A 17,753-nucleotide genomic window follows, 5' to 3' on the forward strand; every position below is an offset into this window, starting at 1 on the left:
AGAAAGTGGTCAGTGGTCAGATTTTTAGTGTTCAGCCTTAAGAAAGTGTTCAGTGAGCAGTTATTTAGTAATCATATATGTACTGAATACTAAAAAACTGAACACTAATCACTCCTTTTTAACTCCAAACTTTTCAGGGTTCAATATCATATAATTAACAAGTTTTCCAATTTCTAAACTTTCAGAGATAAATTCCTGATAAATAGCTTCAGAAATATATTTACAAGACACAGAAAACTCTAACCACACTTGTGTTTCTGAATTTTCTCCATCAGAATCGGTCAACTTACTATAAAAATGTTTAGGGTAAATCCTCTTTCTATAGGCTTCGGCAATAGTTGCAGGAACACTCCTTGAAGAACGCCGAATTTGATCCGTTAATGAATAGGTTTCTTCCTTTGGAAATGATTTTTTATAGGCTAATAAATCTTGGAATCTCATATGATACAATTTAAAAAACGGAATACTCTTACTTAATTAAAACTGCTGAAAACTGACTACTCATCCCAGTCCAACACAACTGAACACTAAAGCACTGAACACTGATCACTTTTTTATTCGTTCTTCGTTTTGTTTCACAAAAGCATCCCAACCCGTATAACTTTTCTCTCCCACCACTTTCCCGGAATTGAAAAAATGACAAACCGCAGCTGCTAATCCATCTGTACTGTCAAGATTTTTAGGCAATTCTTTTAATCCTAAAAGTTGCTGTAGCATTTTGGCAACTTGTTCTTTGCTGGCGTTTCCATTTCCGGTAATCGCCATTTTTATTTTCTTAGGTTCGTACTCCGTAATGGGAATATCTCTCGAAAGTCCCGCTGCCATAGCCACGCCTTGCGCGCGTCCTAACTTCAGCATCGATTGTACGTTTTTACCAAAGAAAGGCGCTTCAATCGCAATTTCGTCTGGATTGTGGGTATCGATTAACTCAATGGTGCGTTCAAAAATGATTTTGAGTTTTTGATAATGATTGTCGTATTTGGACAATTGCAATTCGTTCAGTTGCAAAAACTCCATTTTTTTATTGACAATTTTTATCAATCCAAAACCCATAATCGTCGTTCCGGGGTCAATTCCTAATATGATGCGCTCGTTTGCCAAAAGTTTTAGTTTTTTATTACACAAAGATACTCAAAGGGAACACAGAGGTACACAAAGATTAATTTTACAATCGACCAAACAAAAAACTTTGCACTGCTTAGTAATTTCTTTGTGAATCTTTGTGAAATAGCTTTTTCAAAATACTTTTTCTTTTCTTTGCGGTATGATTACAATTCCACACAAAACTAAGCAATTCCTCGTACTTCTAATCAAAGTTTTGATTGTGTGCGGTGCGTTTTATTTTATTTACAATCAATTGGCTAATAATGACAAACTGGATTGGCAGAAATTCATCGTTTTATTCCAGAAAAATCAGTCTATTGGCGGAATCGCCTTTATTTTACTACTGAGTGTTTTGAATCGGTTTTTTGAAATTTTGAAATGGCAAAATTTAGTTGAATTCATTCATGAAATCTCAGTAGGAACAGCAACCAAACAAGTTCTTGGCGCATTAACCGCGGGACTTTTTACACCCAATGGAGTTGGAGAATATGCCGGAAAAGCGTTATTTTTTGATAAATTAAACACTAAAAAAGTCATATTCTTAAATCTGATCTGCAACGGAATCCAAATGATATTGACCGTTATTTTTGGGGTTTTCGGATTGCTATTTTTTAATGCGCAGTACCATGTGATTACCACAAAAACAGTAGCGTTACTTTTTGGATTTCTGATACTTCTCTTCATTGTTTTATTTTCGGCCAAAAAAATTACTATCAAAGGGTATTCGATCGAAAAACTGATCCATAAGATTAATGAAATTCCAAAACCCATTCATCAAAAAAATATCTTTTTGGGTATTTGTCGCTATCTTGTTTTCTCGCACCAATACTACTTTTTGTTTCTGGCTTTTGATGTTGATTTGCCTTATTTTACCCTAATTGCCACCATTTCCTCTGTTTATTTCTTAGCTTCTTCCTTGCCTACTTTTCAATTTTTAGACTTTGCCGTAAAAGGAAGTGTTGCGGTTTATTTCTTTGGGATTTTAGGTGTAAATGAATGGATTGTTATTTTCATTTCGACTTTAATGTGGTTTTTGAATGTGGTTTTACCCGTAATAATTGGCACTTATTATGTGTTGAACTTTAAAATCCTCTCTCCTCCCGGAGCTTCGGGACTCCCTAAAGGTGAGAGAGATAAAACTTATTAAAATAATTATGATTACAAATATTTTATTTTTGGTACTTTTGATTTATGCCGTTTTTATTGGACTTTTGATTTATGGTCTCATTAAAGTGAATACAATTGATTATATTGGCTTACAGCCAAAAACAAAATTCTCAATTATCGTTCCTTTTCGGAATGAAGCTGAAAATTTACCCATTCTATTAGACAGTTTGTCGAAGCTGAATTATCCGATGGAATTGTTCGAAGTGATTTTGGTCGATGATGAATCGGAAGAAGTGTTCAGTGTCCCGTGCTCATTGTTCCGTGTTCGGATAATAAAGAACATTCGGATTTCAAACTCACCCAAGAAAGATGCAATTGTAAATGCGATGCAAATTGTAAATGCAGACTGGATTATCACCACCGATGCCGATTGTGTAGTTGATAAAAACTGGTTATTGACCTTGGACAATTACATTCAGCTCCATGATGTGGCGATGATTGCCGGGGCAGTAACGTATGATTGTGGCAATTCATTTTTGCATCATTTTCAGCAATTGGATTTGGCGAGTTTACAAGGCGCAACCATTGGGAGTTTTGGTATTAACAAAGGATTTATGTGCAATGGCGCCAACTTTGCGTACACGAAATCCTTTTTCCAAAAACTGAATGGCTTCGAAGGAAATGACAGCATTGCCAGTGGCGACGATGTGTTCCTGTTGCAAAAAGCGATTGCAAAATCCCCTGAAAAGGTGCATTATCTAAAATCTCGAAATACTATTGTCACCACAAGGCCATTGAACAATTGGAAATCATTATTCCATCAGCGCGTTCGCTGGGCCTCTAAAACAAGTTCGTATCAAAGTACTTTCGGGAAAGGATTGGGACTGTTAGTATTTGCGGGGAATTTGTGTTTGGTGATAGGCGCTGGGTGTTGGGTGTTGGGCGTTATTCCGTTTCTAAATATAGTTTTACTGTTCCTTTTAAAATTTCTTGTTGATGCTGTTTTGATATACGAAACCAACTCTTTTTTAACCAAAACCAAAATACGTTATTTGATTTTGAGCAGTTTGTTTTATCCTTTTTTTAGTACAAGCGTGGCTTTGTATTCTGTGTTTGGAAAATACGAATGGAAAGGCAGAAGATTTTAGAATCCTGATCCGAGCCAAAAAGTAAATACTAACGTAATCTGAAATCAAAAATAGCTACTCTTCATTCGAAAATCCTTTTAAGAACTACTCTACTTTGAGAATCACCGGAAGAATAAATTGTATTTTTACGGGAATACCGCGCTTTATAGCTGGGTTAATTTTTGGAAAATCAACTAAACGAACTTTAAGAATACTGTCAATTTTGATTTTGTCATAAGCCACGGAATCTTTGGGAAACTGCGGCTCAAATTGCATCGTTGCATTTGGAAAAACCGTGACCTTAACTTCAATCGTATCCAGTTCCGGATAAAGAATTGCAAGGGTATCCACACTCAATTTCTCCTGAATCAGCTGGGTTAAAACATCAAAAAAACACTGTTGGCGTTGCTTTTTATCTTCTATTTTTTCACAATCTACTACTGATGGGTATTCATCGACTTCTTTCCAGTTGATGGATTTCAGTTCCTTTTGCAACAATTCTTTTTCCGAGGGAATTTGCTTGTCTAAGTATTGACAGGAATTAAAAAATATAAATACTAAAAAAAGGTAATTCTGCTTCAAGGTTTTGTGTTTGAATTGGACTAATATTCTATAAAAATACAATTATTTTTTTTGAGATGCTTTCGAAAGCAAATAATCTTCGTAGTTTTCAGCAAACCATTTCTTTTTGATCGCAGCGGCAATTTCTTTTTGATCGGAATACGAAGCCACCAATCGATCTGGAAGAACAGCAGTTTGGATTGTATATTTATAAAATTCCTCCTAATTCAATACCGAGTTTGGGTCTGATTTTTTATCGAAAAAATCAAAAAAAGCGCATCAAACTCTTTCAAATAAAAATTCAATACTTTTGAGTGTTCAAAATTAGTAAAAATAAATTTATGGATGTACTGCTTTTGGTTCTTGGTTTTATGTGTATGATTTTAGGCGTTTTTGGTAGTTTTTTACCGGTTCTGCCCGGACCTGGCATCAGTTGGGTTGGATTGGCATTACTGTATTTCACAAATGCTGTTCCGGTAAATTATTGGATTTTAGGAATTACTTTATTGATCACCGTGATCTTGTCGGTTTTAGATTACGTGATTCCGGCAAAGGGAACTAAGCGATTTGGCGGAAGCTCCTATGGTATTTGGGGCACTAACATCGGATTGATTGTGGGTATTCTTGCTCCTGTCCCTTTTGGATTCATTATCGGCCCTTTTGTTGGTGCGTTGATAGGTGAACTTATTTATGATTTTAAAGGCCATAATCGAGCTTTGAGAGCGGCTACAGGTTCCTTTATAGGGTTTCTGGCATCCAGCTTTATGAAATTTGTGGTTTGCGTGATGTATTTAGGATTGTTTGTGTGGATTGTCTGGAATTATAAATCTGAGTTATTTTAAGGGAAATACGAAATGAAAGGCATGTATGCTAACCCACTGAACTCCCAAACCTGCTACATTTAAATCAAAAAAGCTATCCACAAAGTGGAAAGCTTTTCATTGGTCTAACTACTAAACCCGCTACGAGTTACAAATTCGCAGCAAACAACACAACTAACGTTAAAAACCTTTTAGGGGCAAAAAAGCCTTTCTGTTACGAAAGGCTTTCCCCAATATTGCGGTCTGGACGGGACTAATCTATGTGTTTTGTTATCAGTGATCTAAGTTGTTTTACTTTTTTATGTTTCCGAATTGTATGTCTATTTTATTGATTTAATAATGGCTATATCTTTTTGTTTTAATCAAAAACTACATCTTCATCAATTATTTCTGCAACATTCGTTGTGGGTAAAATATACTGATTAAAGGGTGTGTCTTCTGTTTTAGAGTGTAAAACTCCTCTAGTTGTACCAATTGTAAGCATTGCCATATGAGCGACAAAATTTTTTGGAAAAATCATTTTACCTTCCTTGGCAAAACTTTTCCATGCGGAATTATCAATTTGAAAAAAACAACTTACCTGAATACTCATAAATGGTTTTTGCTTCATTTCAAAAGTAAATTTCGTTGTAACTGAAAATCTTTTGTCATCCGAATTTAAGCCAAAAGTTAAGTTGGTATTCAGTTTAATTTTACCTTTTTCAGAATGATTTTCTGGAAATAAAGCAAACTGCTCAGTTTTTATCTGAATTAAGCTGAAACTAATTTTATTATTATCTTCCATTACATTGCCTTTTCTAAAGGTTGAAAAGTTGTTTGATTTAATATGTTATAAACAACTTTCATATTTGAACCTTCTTTTTTCTTAAAATTACTCAATGGTTTACTATATGAATTGCCAGTTGAAGCCAAATCTTCCGACCAACTTTCTTGAATTGCTTTTATATTTTCTGCTTTAATTTCAATTTCATTTACTGACTTGTAATCAATAATTTCCATCAAGACAATTCCTAATGCGGTTTCTAACTTATCAACCGTTTCAAAAGTCATGTTTTCTTGGCCTTTGACAATTTTATTCACATGCTGTGCAGAAACGTTCATTTTTTCTGCTAAATCTTTTTGTGACCAACCTTTGTCTTTTAATGCTTCAAGAACATTAACTGCTACTTTTGCTGATTGATCTAATCTTTTTTTGTTGGTTTTATAATGGTCCAACTTTGCAAGAAAATTAGATGGTTCATTACTTACTAATTTTGCAAATTTTTCTAATCTTTCGTTTTGTGTCATGGCTTTAAATTTCAAACGTTTCAAAATCATCTTGGTCTAGAATTCCTTCTTCTTTTAGATAATTTCTAACGTCATTCAATTTTAGTAATTCTTTTTGTAAATGTGGTCTGTCATTCATCGTGCCTACGAGCTTTATTGCTCCTCCGGTAACTATGAATGTATTAGGTGCTATTCTAATGGCGTATATACGTAACCATTTCTTCTGGCTGTTTGTTTTGGCTTTTTCTTGTTGAAGTTCTTTTTGAGAATAGTCACCGTCTCGTAACGGTTTAAAAGCTAATGATAATGTTTCGTCATTACTTTTTGTTCCAGAAATTGCCAATTCTTTGAGTCTTTCAAATAAAAATAAGGCTTCATCCCTTGTGTATGAAATTGCTTGTTGAATGCTGATAGTTTTTCCATAATAACCACTATTCAAATCGTTTTGATGCAAAGTGAAAAAATCGTGTAAATATTGAGGGTCTAATAACCATTGGTCGATACATTTAGTTGCTTCATCTTCTGGTTCTCCTGGAAGGTGAATAGAAAATAATCCCTGCTTATTTTCTTGGGCAAATATAGGAACTATTTTCATAAAATCAACTTATAGGTTTATTTTTTAGCAAAATTATATGATTTTACAATACTATGGAAACTTAGTTATTAACATAAAATCTTGTTTCTTCCTCAATTACATCTTATGTTATTCGCAAAGACTTTAAAAACAATAGGTTGTAGGCTATTTGTAACATCCTCTTTGTTTTCCTAAAAAGGTTATTTATTTCTATCTGCTTTACCCGATCATAGCATTCTCACTGATTTTTTCTATTATGCTGATTACTTTATGAGCATCGCCATCATCAAAAACCCCTAATAAACCATTGTCATTTGCATTTGTAAATGGTGATTCAAAGAGCATACTAGGCTCTATGGTGCCGTTTTTAGTAAGGTACGAAATGATGTTTTGAATAAAGGTTTTTGGTCTGCTCTTAAGTTTCCATTGCTTAGAAAGTCTGCAAAAGCATCTTGTGCTGCTTTTACATCTAGACCAATAATACTTCTAATGAATATGCCAAGTGGTTCTTGTCCGTACTCCTTAACAAAATCCTCTCTTGTACCTCTTTCCACGCCATCAAAAAGTAAATCTTCTAATAGGATGCACACCTAAAAGTGAGCCTTTTTCCTCCTGAGATTGAGAAATTTTAGCCGTTAAGAAACAGCCATTAAATCAAAAAAGCTATCCACAAAGTGGAAAGCTTTTCATTGGTCTAACTACTAAACCCGCTACGAGTTACAAATTCGCAGCAAACAACACAACTAACGTTAAAAACCTTTTAGGGGCAAAAAAGCCTTTCTGTTACGAAAGGCTTTCCCCAATATTGCGGTCTGGACGGGACTCGAACCCGCGACCCCATGCGTGACAGGCATGTATTCTAACCAACTGAACTACCAAACCTCTGCGTTATTGCGGTGGCAAAGATACAATAGATTTCCGTTTACGCAAGTGTTTTTTGAAAAAATAATTGATAAAAAACCGTACTATCACCCAAAGTTTTGTTTTTCAACCAAGTACGTCAGTACTATTTTTTCAAAACTTTCATTCACACTCACCGGAATGTACTTTATTCGGTTTTGAGAGCACGTTAAAGCCAACTTCTTGAAGTACATTTCTACTTGTTTTTCATATTCCTCCTTCACATTATCGGCAAAAACTGCTACTTCCTCTCCTGTTTCTATATCAATAAACTTTCGCGGGGCGTTATCAAAGTCAAAATTAAGCTCTGTTTTATTGTCAACAACATGAAACAAAACCACTTTATGCTTGTTGTGTTTCAAATGTTGTAAGGCATCAAACAGCGCTTTTTCATTACCGGATTGAAACATATCGGTAAATACAATAATCATCGAACGGCGGTGGATTTTCTCGGCTATTTGATGCAAGAAAGTAATTGCATCCGTACTTTTAGTAGTCGCAGATTTCTCTAAAAGTCCTTCAAGCGCATTCAAAATCATTCGATGGTGGCGATCACTGCCTTTTTCAGGCGCGTAGTACTCGTAACTGTCCGAAAACACACTTAGCCCCACAGCATCACGTTGCTTCTTCAAGAGATTCATTAATACTGCCGAAGCCAAAACTGAAAAACCAATCTTATTCTCAAAAAAATTCTGATTCTCTTTCAATTTCGGATAATGCATCGATGAGGAATTATCAATGATAATATGACACCGCAAATTTGTCTCTTCTTCAAATCGCTTGACGTACAAGCGTTCCGTTTTGGCAAACAGCTTCCAATCAATATGTTTGGTACTTTCGCCTGCGTTATACACTTTATGCTCCGCAAATTCAGCCGAAAATCCATGAAACGGACTTTTATGCATTCCAGAAATAAACCCTTCCACCACTTGATGCGCCAGCAATTCCAGATGCTGGAAACTAGAAATTTTCTCTATTTGCGATTCGATCTTCATATCCCAAATATATTAAAAGATTGAACGATTTAAAAATTAAACTATTACAGAAACTCAATTTAGGAACTGAAATAAATTCAGCTTAAACAAAAAAAAGGCTTGACTCTCGCCAAACCTTTTCTCTGAATCCAGTACAGATCCTATATAAATCATAATCTACTGATTACAACAATGCGTCTAAACTATCCGCGTAGGTTTGCTTTGGAGCAACTCCTACTTGCTTTCCTACTACTTCTCCGTTGTGAAAAACCAAAACAGTTGGTATATTTCTTACTCCGTATTTGGCAGCAAATTCTTGATTTGCATCCACATCTACTTTTCCTATCACTACTTTTCCTTCGTATTCCGTACTCAATTCATCAATGATTGGTCCTACCATTCTACACGGCCCACACCAAGCAGCCCAAAAGTCCACCATTACCGGTTTGTCAGATTTCAAAACCAATTCTTCAAAATTCGCGTCTGTTATTGCTAATGCCATACTATTTTATTTAAAGTTTATCGTTTGAATTTTTAAAATTCAAAACTAGAATACAAATTTAGAAATTAAAAACTAATCAAACACTATTCCTGAATTAGTTTTGACTATTAACACATTGCCAATTCTTATTCAACACATTCAGTGTACCTCCATTTATTACTTATTTGGAGCTATTTCCTGCTGTACGCTGTATTCCAGATTAACAAAAACTACGGCTAAAAAAGCCTTGTTTTTCTAAATCGGGAGATGCCGCTCCCATCAGGGCTAGGGGTTTCCTGAAAACTAGAATATTTATTCCTAAAAAAAGACCGTCATTTCAGATAGTCTTTTTAAAAAATCTAACTTTTTGTGTTTATAAACTGTATTTTACTCCAAGTGTTAATCCCAATCCGCTGATTCCAACATAAGAACTCAGCTCATCCGTAGGTCTGGAAGTATCCACGGTATTAAACTGAGCGTTATTAGAGTTACTGTCTAAACGGTCTGAATAATTCGAATGTATCTGAGATATTGTACGCGTATTCAATCGATCTACTCCATTAACCGTAAATTCCGTTGTTTCTTTATCTTTTCCATGAACAGTAAAGTTACGGTATTCCAATTCTGCAAAAGCCGAAAGGTTTTTGGCCAATTTATACGAAGTCCCTAACGCCGCTTGAAAACCTACTGTAGGATTTGGCTTGATGACATCCTTGCTAAATACATTTACACCAGCGCCAGCAACGGCATTTGTTTCAATCGTCAAATCCCCGTGAACAGGCACAATTACCCCAACTTTAGAGTAGGTTTCAAATCCTTTTACTTCTCCCAGAAAAAACACAATTGCAGGAGCTAAATCAAAAGCTGTAATTTGCCCAACGGATCGCAGTGTTGTAGCGCCATCATCGACTCTTTTGACCATTGTTTTATCCGTACTATTATAATAATTGATTCCCATTTCCAGACCCAAACGATCCGTAAAACGGTATCCAACACTGCCAGATGTGCGAAAACCTTCTCCAAAAGACCCCGTAACACTCTCCTCTGAAACTAAATCGCCTCCTACATAAACTGTACTTAGTGCAGACTGGCCTCCAACAGTAGGGAATTCAGTTGCGGCTGTCTGAAGAAAATAGGATCCTCCTAATTTAAAATACCAACTTTCCTTTTTTTCCGTTTGCCCTATCACAATCATAGAACAAAACATAAATCCAAATAAAAATAAATTCTTTTTCATGATTATTGTTGTTTAATTCACACAAACATAATGTAAATTTACCCAACGATTCCGGGCTTTTTAGGCCGTAAAAAGCGCAAACAACAGTTCTGTCAAACGCCAAGCTAAATTTTTACTGTGCGCGCATAATTTTAACAAAAACAACACTAAAAAAAATTAAATTTAACTGTTAAAAAATCAGTTTAACTTAAAATTAATTTGCATTTTTTCCAGTTCAACCAACAATTCATTTGAAATTTTCACTTTCAATTTTCTGCTTGGCATGGTCAGTTTAGTCACTACTTTTATTTCTTCTACTTCAGTTGCCGTACTAATTTCGGGATTTCCTGATTCTAGAGAATCGGTTTCCTCATTTTCGTCTACAAAAACGGCTTCTTCATTTTCCGGAAGTACCACTACATTTTCTACTAATCGCTTTATTTTTTCCAACTCCATAATTTCAAAAGCTACAGTATTATCGCCTTTGTTTTCTTGAAAAATATGATTTAACTTATGGATAAATTCCGCCTCTAAATCATTAATATTCAACAGTAAAATTAGCTTTTTAGCAAATGTAGTCAGCACATCCTGCAGGTATTGCACCAGCACAAATTGTAATCTTGGATCCCCTTTTTTTCCAGTATCCCGATCCGTCCAGCCTTCCTTGACCATTACTTTCATGAACGTAAAATTATTCTGAATCAGAAAATGGCGAAACTTCAAATACTCCTCCCCAAAAATCCGAAACTCATAACTTTCATCGTACCCTTCTAATGTAAATATGCCCCAGCCTTTTCCGTTTTTGGCAACACGATGTTGTACATTATTGATAATCCCCCCAAAAGTCAAATTTTTACTGACATGCAATTCCATGTTCTTGAGTGCTTCTAACTTGGCATTGCAAAAATATTTCATTTCAAATTTGTAATCGTCCAGCGGATGCCCAGAAATATAAATCCCCACCACTTCCTTTTCTTTGGCTAATTTTTCCATTGTGCTCCAATCCTCACAAGGCGGAACAACAGGTTCTTCAATTTGCACATCACTACTTTCTCCAAACAAACTTACTTGAGCTGAATTTTCATTTTCCTGAAATTTAGCTCCGTACCGAATTGCTTTTTCGTAAAAGGTAATTCCATCGCCATCATCATGAAAATATTGTGCTCTAGTAGTTCCTAAAAACGAATCGAAACCACCCGCCAAAACCAGATTCTCCAATGCTTTTTTATTGGCCGCACGCAAATCAATCCGTTTGGTCAAATCAAAAATAGATTTGTATTTTCCGTCTTTTCTATTTTCCACAATCGTAGCCACAGCGCCAGAACCTACACCTTTTACAGCTCCCATCCCAAACCGAACCGCATAATCATCGTTTACCGTAAATTTATAAAACGATTCATTCACATCCGGTCCTAAAACCTGTAATCCCATGCGTTTGCATTCTTCCATAAAGAAAGAAACTTGCTTGATATCACTCATGTTATTGGACAAAACCGCAGCCATATATTCAGCCGGATAATTCGCCTTCAAAAATGCCGTTTGGTAGGCAATCCAGGCATAACAAGTCGAGTGTGATTTATTAAACGCATATTCTGCAAAGGCTTCCCAGTCTTTCCAGATTTTCTCCAGTTTATCTTCAGGATGCCCTTTGGCCGCAGCCTGACTGATAAATTTAGGTTTCATTTTATCCAAAACATCCTTTTGTTTTTTTCCCATCGCTTTACGCAAAACATCCGCATCCCCCTTTGAGAAATCCGCTAGTTTCTGGGACAAAAGCATTACTTGTTCTTGGTAAACGGTAATTCCGTAGGTGTCTTTTAGTAATTCTTCGCAGGCGTCAAGGTCATAAATAATTTCCTCTTCACCGTTTTTTCGCTTGACGAAACTTGGAATATAGGCAATTGGCCCCGGACGATACAAGGCATTCATGGCAATCAAATCGGGAAATACTGTAGGCTTTAATTCCTTCATGTATTTTTGCATTCCCGGACTCTCATATTGAAAAATTCCTACAGTTTCTCCTCGCTGGAAAAGCTCGTAGGTTTTCAAATCATCAATAGGAAACTCATCCGGGTTCAGGTCAATTCCAGTTCTGTATTTTACTAATTTAACCGTATCTTTTATCAGAGTAAGGGTTTTCAAACCCAAAAAGTCCATCTTTAACAAACCGGCACTTTCCACCACCGAGTTATCAAACTGGGTCACATACAAATCCGAATCTTTGGCGGTTGCTACAGGAACAAAATCAGTAATATCACTTGGCGTAATAATGACACCACAGGCGTGAATTCCTGTATTTCTAAGATTCCCTTCTAAAACTTTGGCTTGCTGAATGGTTTCTCCGCCCAAATCATCTTCATTAGCAAGTCCTATTAATTCCTTTATTTTATCATACTCTTCGGGACGAACGGCCTTCTTAATTACATCGTCCTTTTCATTTAAAAAACGAGCTAAATTCCACTTAGAAGGCATCATTCCCGGAATCAATTTGGCTATTTTATCGGCTTCAAACAAAGGTAAATCCAACACACGAGCAGTATCTCGAATCGCTGATTTGGTAGCCATTTTACCATACGTGATAATTTGCGCCACCTGTTTCGAACCGTATTTACGGATCACATAATCCATTACGCTACTGCGTCCTTCATCATCAAAATCGATATCAATATCGGGCAAAGACACCCGATCCGGATTCAGGAAACGCTCAAAAAGCAGGTTGTACATCAAGGGGTCAATGTTGGTAATCTTCAAACAATACGCCACCACCGATCCCGCCGCAGAACCCCTTCCCGGCCCTACAGAAACGCCCATGCTTCTCGCCTCAGCAATTAAATCCTGCACAATCAGGAAATATCCTGGATATCCTGAATTAGATATCGTCAACAATTCAAAATCAAGTCGTTCTTGAATTTCTTCGGTCATTACGGGATATCGTCTTGTTGCTCCTTCAAAAGTAAGGTGCCTCAAATACGCATTTTCTCCTCGCACCCCACCATCAACAGCATCTTCCGGATTATTAAATTCAACCGGAATTTCAAATTTTGGCAATAAAACTTCCCGTGCCAAATCGAAAATTTCAATTTTATCCACAATCTCCGAAATATTTGAAATTGCTTCGGGCAAATTTGCAAAAAGTTGTTTCATTTCGTCTCCCGACTTGAAATAATATTCCTGATTGGGCAATCCGTACCGATACCCTCGACCACGACCAATAGGCGTGGTTTGCTTTTCGCCATCACGCACACAAAGCAAAATATCGTGCGCATTCGAATTTTCCTTATCTATATAAAAGGTATTGTTTGTCGCTATAATCTTGACATCATGCTTTCTGGCCAATGAAATCAAAGACGCATTCACCCGATTTTCATCTTCCTGATTGTGACGCATCACCTCAATGTAAAAATCTTCCTTGAATTCGTTTTTCCACCAAAGCAAAGCTTCTTCAGCTTGGTTTTCACCAATATTTAAAATCTTATTTGGAATTTCACCATAAAGATTTCCGGATAAAACAATAATATCTTCTTTGAATTCCTGGATGACTTTCCTATCGATTCTTGGCACATAATAAAAACCTTCGGTATACGCAATGGAAGACATTTTAGCCAAATTATGGTACCCTTTTTTGGTCTTCGCCAAAAGTACTATCTGGTAACCATTGTCTTTAATTTTTTTGTTTTTATGGTCCTCACATACAAAAAATTCACAACCTACAATAGGTTTCATCGGAACTTCAGTAGGTTCATCCCCATTTTCAATCGCCTCTTTATTCTTGGCTTCAGCCACTTTATTATGGTATAAAATATCGCGGACAAAATGAAAAGCACCCATCAAATTCGCATGATCGGTCATGGCAACTGCCGGCATTTTTTGTTGTGCCGCCGCTTTTACCAATGCTGCAATACTGATCGTCGATTGCAATACCGAAAACTGCGTATGATTATGCAAATGCACGAAAGGCGCATCAATAAGTACTTTTTTATTCTCTGAAAGTTCTGCTTTCGAAACTGTCGGCGCTTGTTTTTCGCCAAACTGCTGACGAATTTTATCGGACGCTTCCTTTAGATTAATATGTTTTAAACCTATGAGTTTAATCTCACTTGGATTCTTGCTTTGAAAATCTTGAAAATAACTGCCCGGAACGTCTAGTTCCTCTTTTGTAAAAACATCACGACGAATTAACTCTAAGAAACAACGCGTAGTTGCCTCCACATCGGCAGTGGCGTTGTGCGCTTCACCGAAAGGTTTATTAAAAAGATACGAATGCAATTCCGTTAGCGTAGGCAGTTTAAATTTACCGCCACGGCCACCTGGTAATTTTAATAACGAAGCCGTAACTTCTGTACAAGTATCCAGAATTGGCATCGAGCTCATTTGGCTCTCCACTCCCATTCTGTAAAATTCGCACCCCATAATATTGATATCAAAACCTAAATTCTGACCCACTATAAATTTAGCTTTACCTAAAACAGCATTGAACTTTTCTAGCACTTCTGCCAACGAAATCCCATCGGCTTCCGCCAATTCTGTAGAAATACCGTGAATTCGTTCGGCATCAAACGGAATATTAAACCCTTCGGGCTTGATCAAATAATCCTGATGCTCAATCAGTTTACCCATATCGTCGTGCAACTGCCACGCGATTTGAATACATCGTGGCCAGTTATCCGTATCTGAAATGGGTGCGCCCCAACGTTTTGGTAATCCTGTGGTTTCGGTATCGAATATTAAGTACATAGCTGGATTTGAAGAGTTTGTGATTTTAAAAAATCGCGAAAAATGAATTTCAAATTTAGTTTTTTTAGAGTAGAATAGAAGTAAATTATCAACAAAAAACAAAATTATTTTCCAAGGCTATTCTCCTATTAAAACTACGATCACTTTCAACAAATCAGTTTGATTGCATCTTATTAAAAGATAAAAAGACGACATATTGCTTTTTTGGATGTCGTAGTATTTCATCAAAAAAAAACAATGAAATACCGCTAAAAAAAATGTTGTTTACTACGAAAACCATTTTGAAAAACAACTGTCACAAAAGTGAATTAGTGAATTTAAAATTAAAAAAAAGTTACTTTTCATACCATTTAATTAAATATTCGTAAATATAACTGCATTTAAGAAGCCTAATTTAACGATTCAATAAACATCAAAAAACTCAACAAATTGATTTTTTATTAGATCTAAATAAAAAAGTACCGTACAAAAAAAAAGTAAAAAGACAAAAATCAACAAAGAAATATCCGAATGGGATTTTGGGTATCGTATATAATGGAATATTGATACGTAAAGCCTTGATTGTTTTTTTAGCTTTGTCTTTATTGTTATCATCGTAGCCTTTTGGGCTATAAACAAAACACATTAAAACATATTAAAATGAGTACTACATTATTTGACAAAGTATGGGATTCGCACGTGGTGCGCAAAATTAAAGACGGACCAGACGTATTTTTTATTGACCGTCATTTCATCCATGAAGTTACTAGTCCTGTAGCTTTTTTAGGTTTAAAAGAAAGAGGCATTTCAGTATTATACCCAGAGCGCACTTTTGCTACTGCAGATCACAACACACCAACTATAAATCAACATTTACCGGTTGAAGACGCATTGTCTGCCAATCAACTCAAAGCATTAGAAGAAAATGCTGCTGAATACGGCATTAGCCATTGGGGTTTAGGAAATCAAAAAAATGGAATTGTTCATGTGGTGGGTCCTGAAAACGGAATTACCTTACCCGGAGCAACCATTGTTTGTGGTGATTCACATACATCAACTCACGGAGCTTTTGGCGCCATCGCTTTCGGAATTGGGACGTCTGAGGTTGAGATGGTACTTTCTACCCAATGCATTATGCAACCTAAACCTAAAAAAATGCGCATTAATGTTGCCGGTAATCTTCAATTTGGGGTTACTCCCAAAGATGTGGCACTTTATATTATATCTAAATTATCGACTTCAGGGGCTACCGGCTATTTTGTGGAATATGCAGGTGAAGTTTTTGAACACATGACCATGGAAGGCCGTATGACCGTTTGTAATTTAAGTATCGAAATGGGTGCTCGTGGCGGAATGATCGCTCCAGACCAAACTACTTTTGATTATTTAGAAGGACGTTTGTATACTCCAAAAGGGGATGATTGGAATAAAGCAGTAGCCTATTGGAAAACATTGAAAACAGATACTGATGCCAAATTTGATGAAGAAATCAACTTTGAAGCATCGGATATTGAGCCTATGATTACCTACGGAACAAACCCAGGAATGGGATTGGGAATTTCTAAAAGCATTCCAAACTCAAAAGACGTTGCCGAAGGAGAAGAAACATATGCAAAATCTTTAGGATACATGGGATTTCATCAAGGAGAAGCCATGATTGGAAAACAAATTGATTATGTTTTTTTAGGAAGTTGTACCAATGGTCGAATTGAAGATTTCAGAGCTTTTGCCTCCATTGTAAAAGGACGCCAAAAAGCGGATAATGTTACCGCTTGGCTGGTTCCAGGATCACATGTCGTAGAAGCACAAATTAAAGAAGAAGGAATTCTTGAGGTATTAACCCAAGCTGGTTTTGTTTTGCGTCAGCCAGGATGTTCCGCTTGTTTAGCAATGAATGACGACAAAGTTCCTGCCGGAAAATATGCGGTAAGTACTTCCAACAGAAACTTTGAAGGACGTCAAGGACCTGGCTCAAGAACGTTGTTAGCAAGTCCGTTTATGGCTGCTGCTGCCGCTGTAACTGGAGTTTTGACAGATCCTAGAGAACTTCTTTAAAAGAATTCAGATTGAAGATTAACGATTTTTGATTGCAGATTTCGTTAGTGTCAAAATCCAATTTGAATTTTTAAAATCAAGATTAAAATAGTAAAAAATAAAAACAGTAGCGATTAAACATTTATTTTCAAAACAGGAAATCTAAAATCTAAAATCGTTAATCAAAAATCAAAAATCAAATGGCTTACGATAAATTTAATATTCTTACCAGTAGCGCAGTTCCGCTTTCTATCGAAAATGTAGATACGGATCAAATTATTCCCGCTCGATTTCTAAAAGCAACCGAACGTGTTGGTTTTGGCGACAACCTTTTCCGTGACTGGAGATACAATAATGACGGAACTCCGAAAGCTGATTTTGTACTGAATAATCCAATCTACAGCGGAAAAATTCTTGTTGGAGGCAGAAATTTTGGTTCGGGTTCCTCAAGAGAACACGCTGCTTGGGCGGTTTACGATTATGGTTTTAGATGTGTGGTTTCTAGTTTTTTTGCTGATATTTTTAGAAATAACTGCCTGAATGTTGGTGTCTTACCAGTTCAGGTTAGTGCTGGATTTGCAGAAAAAATATTTAAAACTATCGAAGAAGATCCAAAAACGGAACTAGAAATTAATCTTCCAGAACAAACCATTACCATTAAAGCAACTGGCGAAAAAGAATTTTTTGATATTTCGGGTTATAAAAAAGACAATATGATCAATGGTTTTGACGATATTGATTATTTGCAAAATATAAAATCAGAAGTGGTGGAATTTGCCAATCAACTTCCTTACTAAACATAATCCGAAAAGGTATTGGCTAAAGATTTTCTTTGGGTTCTCCCCGAAGCAACTGTTTTTAGTTTTTGATAAAAA

17 protein-coding genes and 1 tRNA gene are annotated in these 17,753 nt (G+C 36.1%); 5 read left to right on the forward strand and 13 right to left on the reverse strand.

Annotated elements, in window-relative coordinates:
• Positions 1 to 108: 108 nt before the first annotated feature.
• Together EKL98_RS09350 and ruvC are read right to left on the reverse strand one after the other, a co-directional pair.
• A complete protein-coding gene (locus EKL98_RS09350) occupies positions 109 to 441 on the reverse strand; it encodes a four helix bundle protein (RefSeq protein WP_126553859.1) in 333 nt (110 codons plus the stop codon).
• A 105-nt stretch (positions 442 to 546) separates the two neighbouring features.
• Positions 547 to 1,101: a crossover junction endodeoxyribonuclease RuvC gene (gene ruvC, locus EKL98_RS09355; RefSeq protein ID WP_091203117.1), complete on the reverse strand. Its 555-nt coding sequence runs from the start codon at positions 1,099 to 1,101 to the stop codon at positions 547 to 549.
• A gap of 163 nt (positions 1,102 to 1,264) precedes the next feature.
• Here ruvC and EKL98_RS09360 point away from each other — a divergent pair, with 163 nt between their 5' ends.
• Both EKL98_RS09360 and EKL98_RS09365 read left to right on the forward strand, forming a co-directional pair.
• On the forward strand, positions 1,265 to 2,251 hold the full coding sequence (locus tag EKL98_RS09360; RefSeq protein WP_126562140.1) for a lysylphosphatidylglycerol synthase domain-containing protein: 987 nt from the start codon (positions 1,265 to 1,267) through the stop codon (positions 2,249 to 2,251).
• A gap of 7 nt (positions 2,252 to 2,258) precedes the next feature.
• Entirely contained in the window at positions 2,259 to 3,359 is a 1,101-nt protein-coding gene (locus tag EKL98_RS09365) for a glycosyltransferase family 2 protein (protein WP_126562141.1), read from the forward strand.
• An 84-nt stretch (positions 3,360 to 3,443) separates the two neighbouring features.
• Here the strand turns inward: EKL98_RS09365 and EKL98_RS09370 are convergent, their stop codons facing one another.
• Positions 3,444 to 3,920, reverse strand: coding sequence for a hypothetical protein (locus tag EKL98_RS09370; RefSeq protein ID WP_126457504.1), 477 nt, complete (start codon positions 3,918 to 3,920; stop codon positions 3,444 to 3,446).
• A gap of 320 nt (positions 3,921 to 4,240) precedes the next feature.
• Here EKL98_RS09370 and EKL98_RS09375 point away from each other — a divergent pair, with 320 nt between their 5' ends.
• A complete protein-coding gene (locus EKL98_RS09375) occupies positions 4,241 to 4,741 on the forward strand; it encodes a DUF456 domain-containing protein (protein WP_126562142.1) in 501 nt (166 codons plus the stop codon).
• 337 nt (positions 4,742 to 5,078) lie between these two features.
• Here EKL98_RS09375 and EKL98_RS09380 read toward each other — a convergent pair whose 3' ends face one another.
• The 10 genes from EKL98_RS09380 to dnaE form a co-directional block, all read right to left on the reverse strand.
• Positions 5,079 to 5,504: a hypothetical protein gene (locus EKL98_RS09380; protein WP_126457506.1), complete on the reverse strand. Its 426-nt coding sequence runs from the start codon at positions 5,502 to 5,504 to the stop codon at positions 5,079 to 5,081.
• A complete protein-coding gene (locus EKL98_RS09385; protein WP_158616371.1) occupies positions 5,504 to 6,007 on the reverse strand; it encodes a helix-turn-helix transcriptional regulator in 504 nt (167 codons plus the stop codon). Before EKL98_RS09385 ends, EKL98_RS09380 begins: the two co-directional genes overlap by 1 nt.
• 4 nt (positions 6,008 to 6,011) lie before the next feature.
• Entirely contained in the window at positions 6,012 to 6,581 is a 570-nt protein-coding gene (locus EKL98_RS09390) for a hypothetical protein (RefSeq protein WP_126457508.1), read from the reverse strand.
• Positions 6,582 to 6,779: 198 nt separating this feature from the next.
• A complete protein-coding gene (locus tag EKL98_RS17860) occupies positions 6,780 to 6,956 on the reverse strand; it encodes a hypothetical protein (protein ID WP_233579263.1) in 177 nt (58 codons plus the stop codon).
• Entirely contained in the window at positions 6,914 to 7,150 is a 237-nt protein-coding gene (locus EKL98_RS17865) for a hypothetical protein (protein ID WP_199739561.1), read from the reverse strand. Before EKL98_RS17865 ends, EKL98_RS17860 begins: the two co-directional genes overlap by 43 nt.
• A 218-nt stretch (positions 7,151 to 7,368) precedes the next feature.
• Positions 7,369 to 7,442 (reverse strand) — tRNA-Asp (locus tag EKL98_RS09400).
• An 86-nt stretch (positions 7,443 to 7,528) separates the two neighbouring features.
• Positions 7,529 to 8,455, reverse strand: coding sequence for a DUF58 domain-containing protein (locus EKL98_RS09405; RefSeq protein WP_126457509.1), 927 nt, complete (start codon positions 8,453 to 8,455; stop codon positions 7,529 to 7,531).
• Between the two features lie 163 nt (positions 8,456 to 8,618).
• Positions 8,619 to 8,936 carry a thioredoxin gene (trxA, locus tag EKL98_RS09410; RefSeq protein ID WP_126454285.1) on the reverse strand — a complete coding sequence of 106 codons (318 nt, stop codon included), beginning with the start codon at positions 8,934 to 8,936 and terminating at the stop codon, positions 8,619 to 8,621.
• A 352-nt stretch (positions 8,937 to 9,288) separates the two neighbouring features.
• Positions 9,289 to 10,152, reverse strand: coding sequence for an outer membrane beta-barrel protein (locus tag EKL98_RS09415; RefSeq protein ID WP_126562144.1), 864 nt, complete (start codon positions 10,150 to 10,152; stop codon positions 9,289 to 9,291).
• Positions 10,153 to 10,329: 177 nt separating this feature from the next.
• Positions 10,330 to 14,865: a DNA polymerase III subunit alpha gene (gene dnaE / locus EKL98_RS09420; RefSeq protein WP_126562145.1), complete on the reverse strand. Its 4,536-nt coding sequence runs from the start codon at positions 14,863 to 14,865 to the stop codon at positions 10,330 to 10,332.
• A gap of 639 nt (positions 14,866 to 15,504) precedes the next feature.
• Between dnaE and leuC the strand changes: the two genes are divergently transcribed.
• Both leuC and leuD read left to right on the forward strand, forming a co-directional pair.
• Positions 15,505 to 16,899: a 3-isopropylmalate dehydratase large subunit gene (gene leuC / locus EKL98_RS09425; RefSeq protein ID WP_126562146.1), complete on the forward strand. Its 1,395-nt coding sequence runs from the start codon at positions 15,505 to 15,507 to the stop codon at positions 16,897 to 16,899.
• 179 nt (positions 16,900 to 17,078) lie between these two features.
• Entirely contained in the window at positions 17,079 to 17,675 is a 597-nt protein-coding gene (gene leuD, locus EKL98_RS09430; protein ID WP_126457513.1) for a 3-isopropylmalate dehydratase small subunit, read from the forward strand.
• The last annotated feature ends 78 nt before the right edge of the window (positions 17,676 to 17,753 follow it).

The organism is Flavobacterium bomense (assembly GCF_003970355.1).

Excerpts from the sequence above, each read along its gene's own strand:
- EKL98_RS09415 (WP_126562144.1), bottom strand. The coding sequence starts at position 10,152 with ATGAAAAAGAATTTATTTTTATTTGGATTTATGTTTTGTTCTATGATT.
- EKL98_RS09390 (WP_126457508.1), bottom strand. The coding sequence starts at position 6,581 with ATGAAAATAGTTCCTATATTTGCCCAAGAAAATAAGCAGGGATTATTT.
- EKL98_RS09380 (WP_126457506.1), bottom strand. The coding sequence starts at position 5,504 with ATGGAAGATAATAATAAAATTAGTTTCAGCTTAATTCAGATAAAAACT.
- dnaE (WP_126562145.1), bottom strand. The coding sequence starts at position 14,865 with ATGTACTTAATATTCGATACCGAAACCACAGGATTACCAAAACGTTGG.
- trxA (WP_126454285.1), bottom strand. The coding sequence starts at position 8,936 with ATGGCATTAGCAATAACAGACGCGAATTTTGAAGAATTGGTTTTGAAA.
- leuC (WP_126562146.1), top strand. The coding sequence starts at position 15,505 with ATGAGTACTACATTATTTGACAAAGTATGGGATTCGCACGTGGTGCGC.
- EKL98_RS09365 (WP_126562141.1), top strand. The coding sequence starts at position 2,259 with ATGATTACAAATATTTTATTTTTGGTACTTTTGATTTATGCCGTTTTT.
- EKL98_RS09350 (WP_126553859.1), bottom strand. The coding sequence starts at position 441 with ATGAGATTCCAAGATTTATTAGCCTATAAAAAATCATTTCCAAAGGAA.
- EKL98_RS09375 (WP_126562142.1), top strand. The coding sequence starts at position 4,241 with ATGGATGTACTGCTTTTGGTTCTTGGTTTTATGTGTATGATTTTAGGC.
- EKL98_RS09405 (WP_126457509.1), bottom strand. The coding sequence starts at position 8,455 with ATGAAGATCGAATCGCAAATAGAGAAAATTTCTAGTTTCCAGCATCTG.
- EKL98_RS09385 (WP_158616371.1), bottom strand. The coding sequence starts at position 6,007 with ATGACACAAAACGAAAGATTAGAAAAATTTGCAAAATTAGTAAGTAAT.
- EKL98_RS09360 (WP_126562140.1), top strand. The coding sequence starts at position 1,265 with ATGATTACAATTCCACACAAAACTAAGCAATTCCTCGTACTTCTAATC.
- leuD (WP_126457513.1), top strand. The coding sequence starts at position 17,079 with ATGGCTTACGATAAATTTAATATTCTTACCAGTAGCGCAGTTCCGCTT.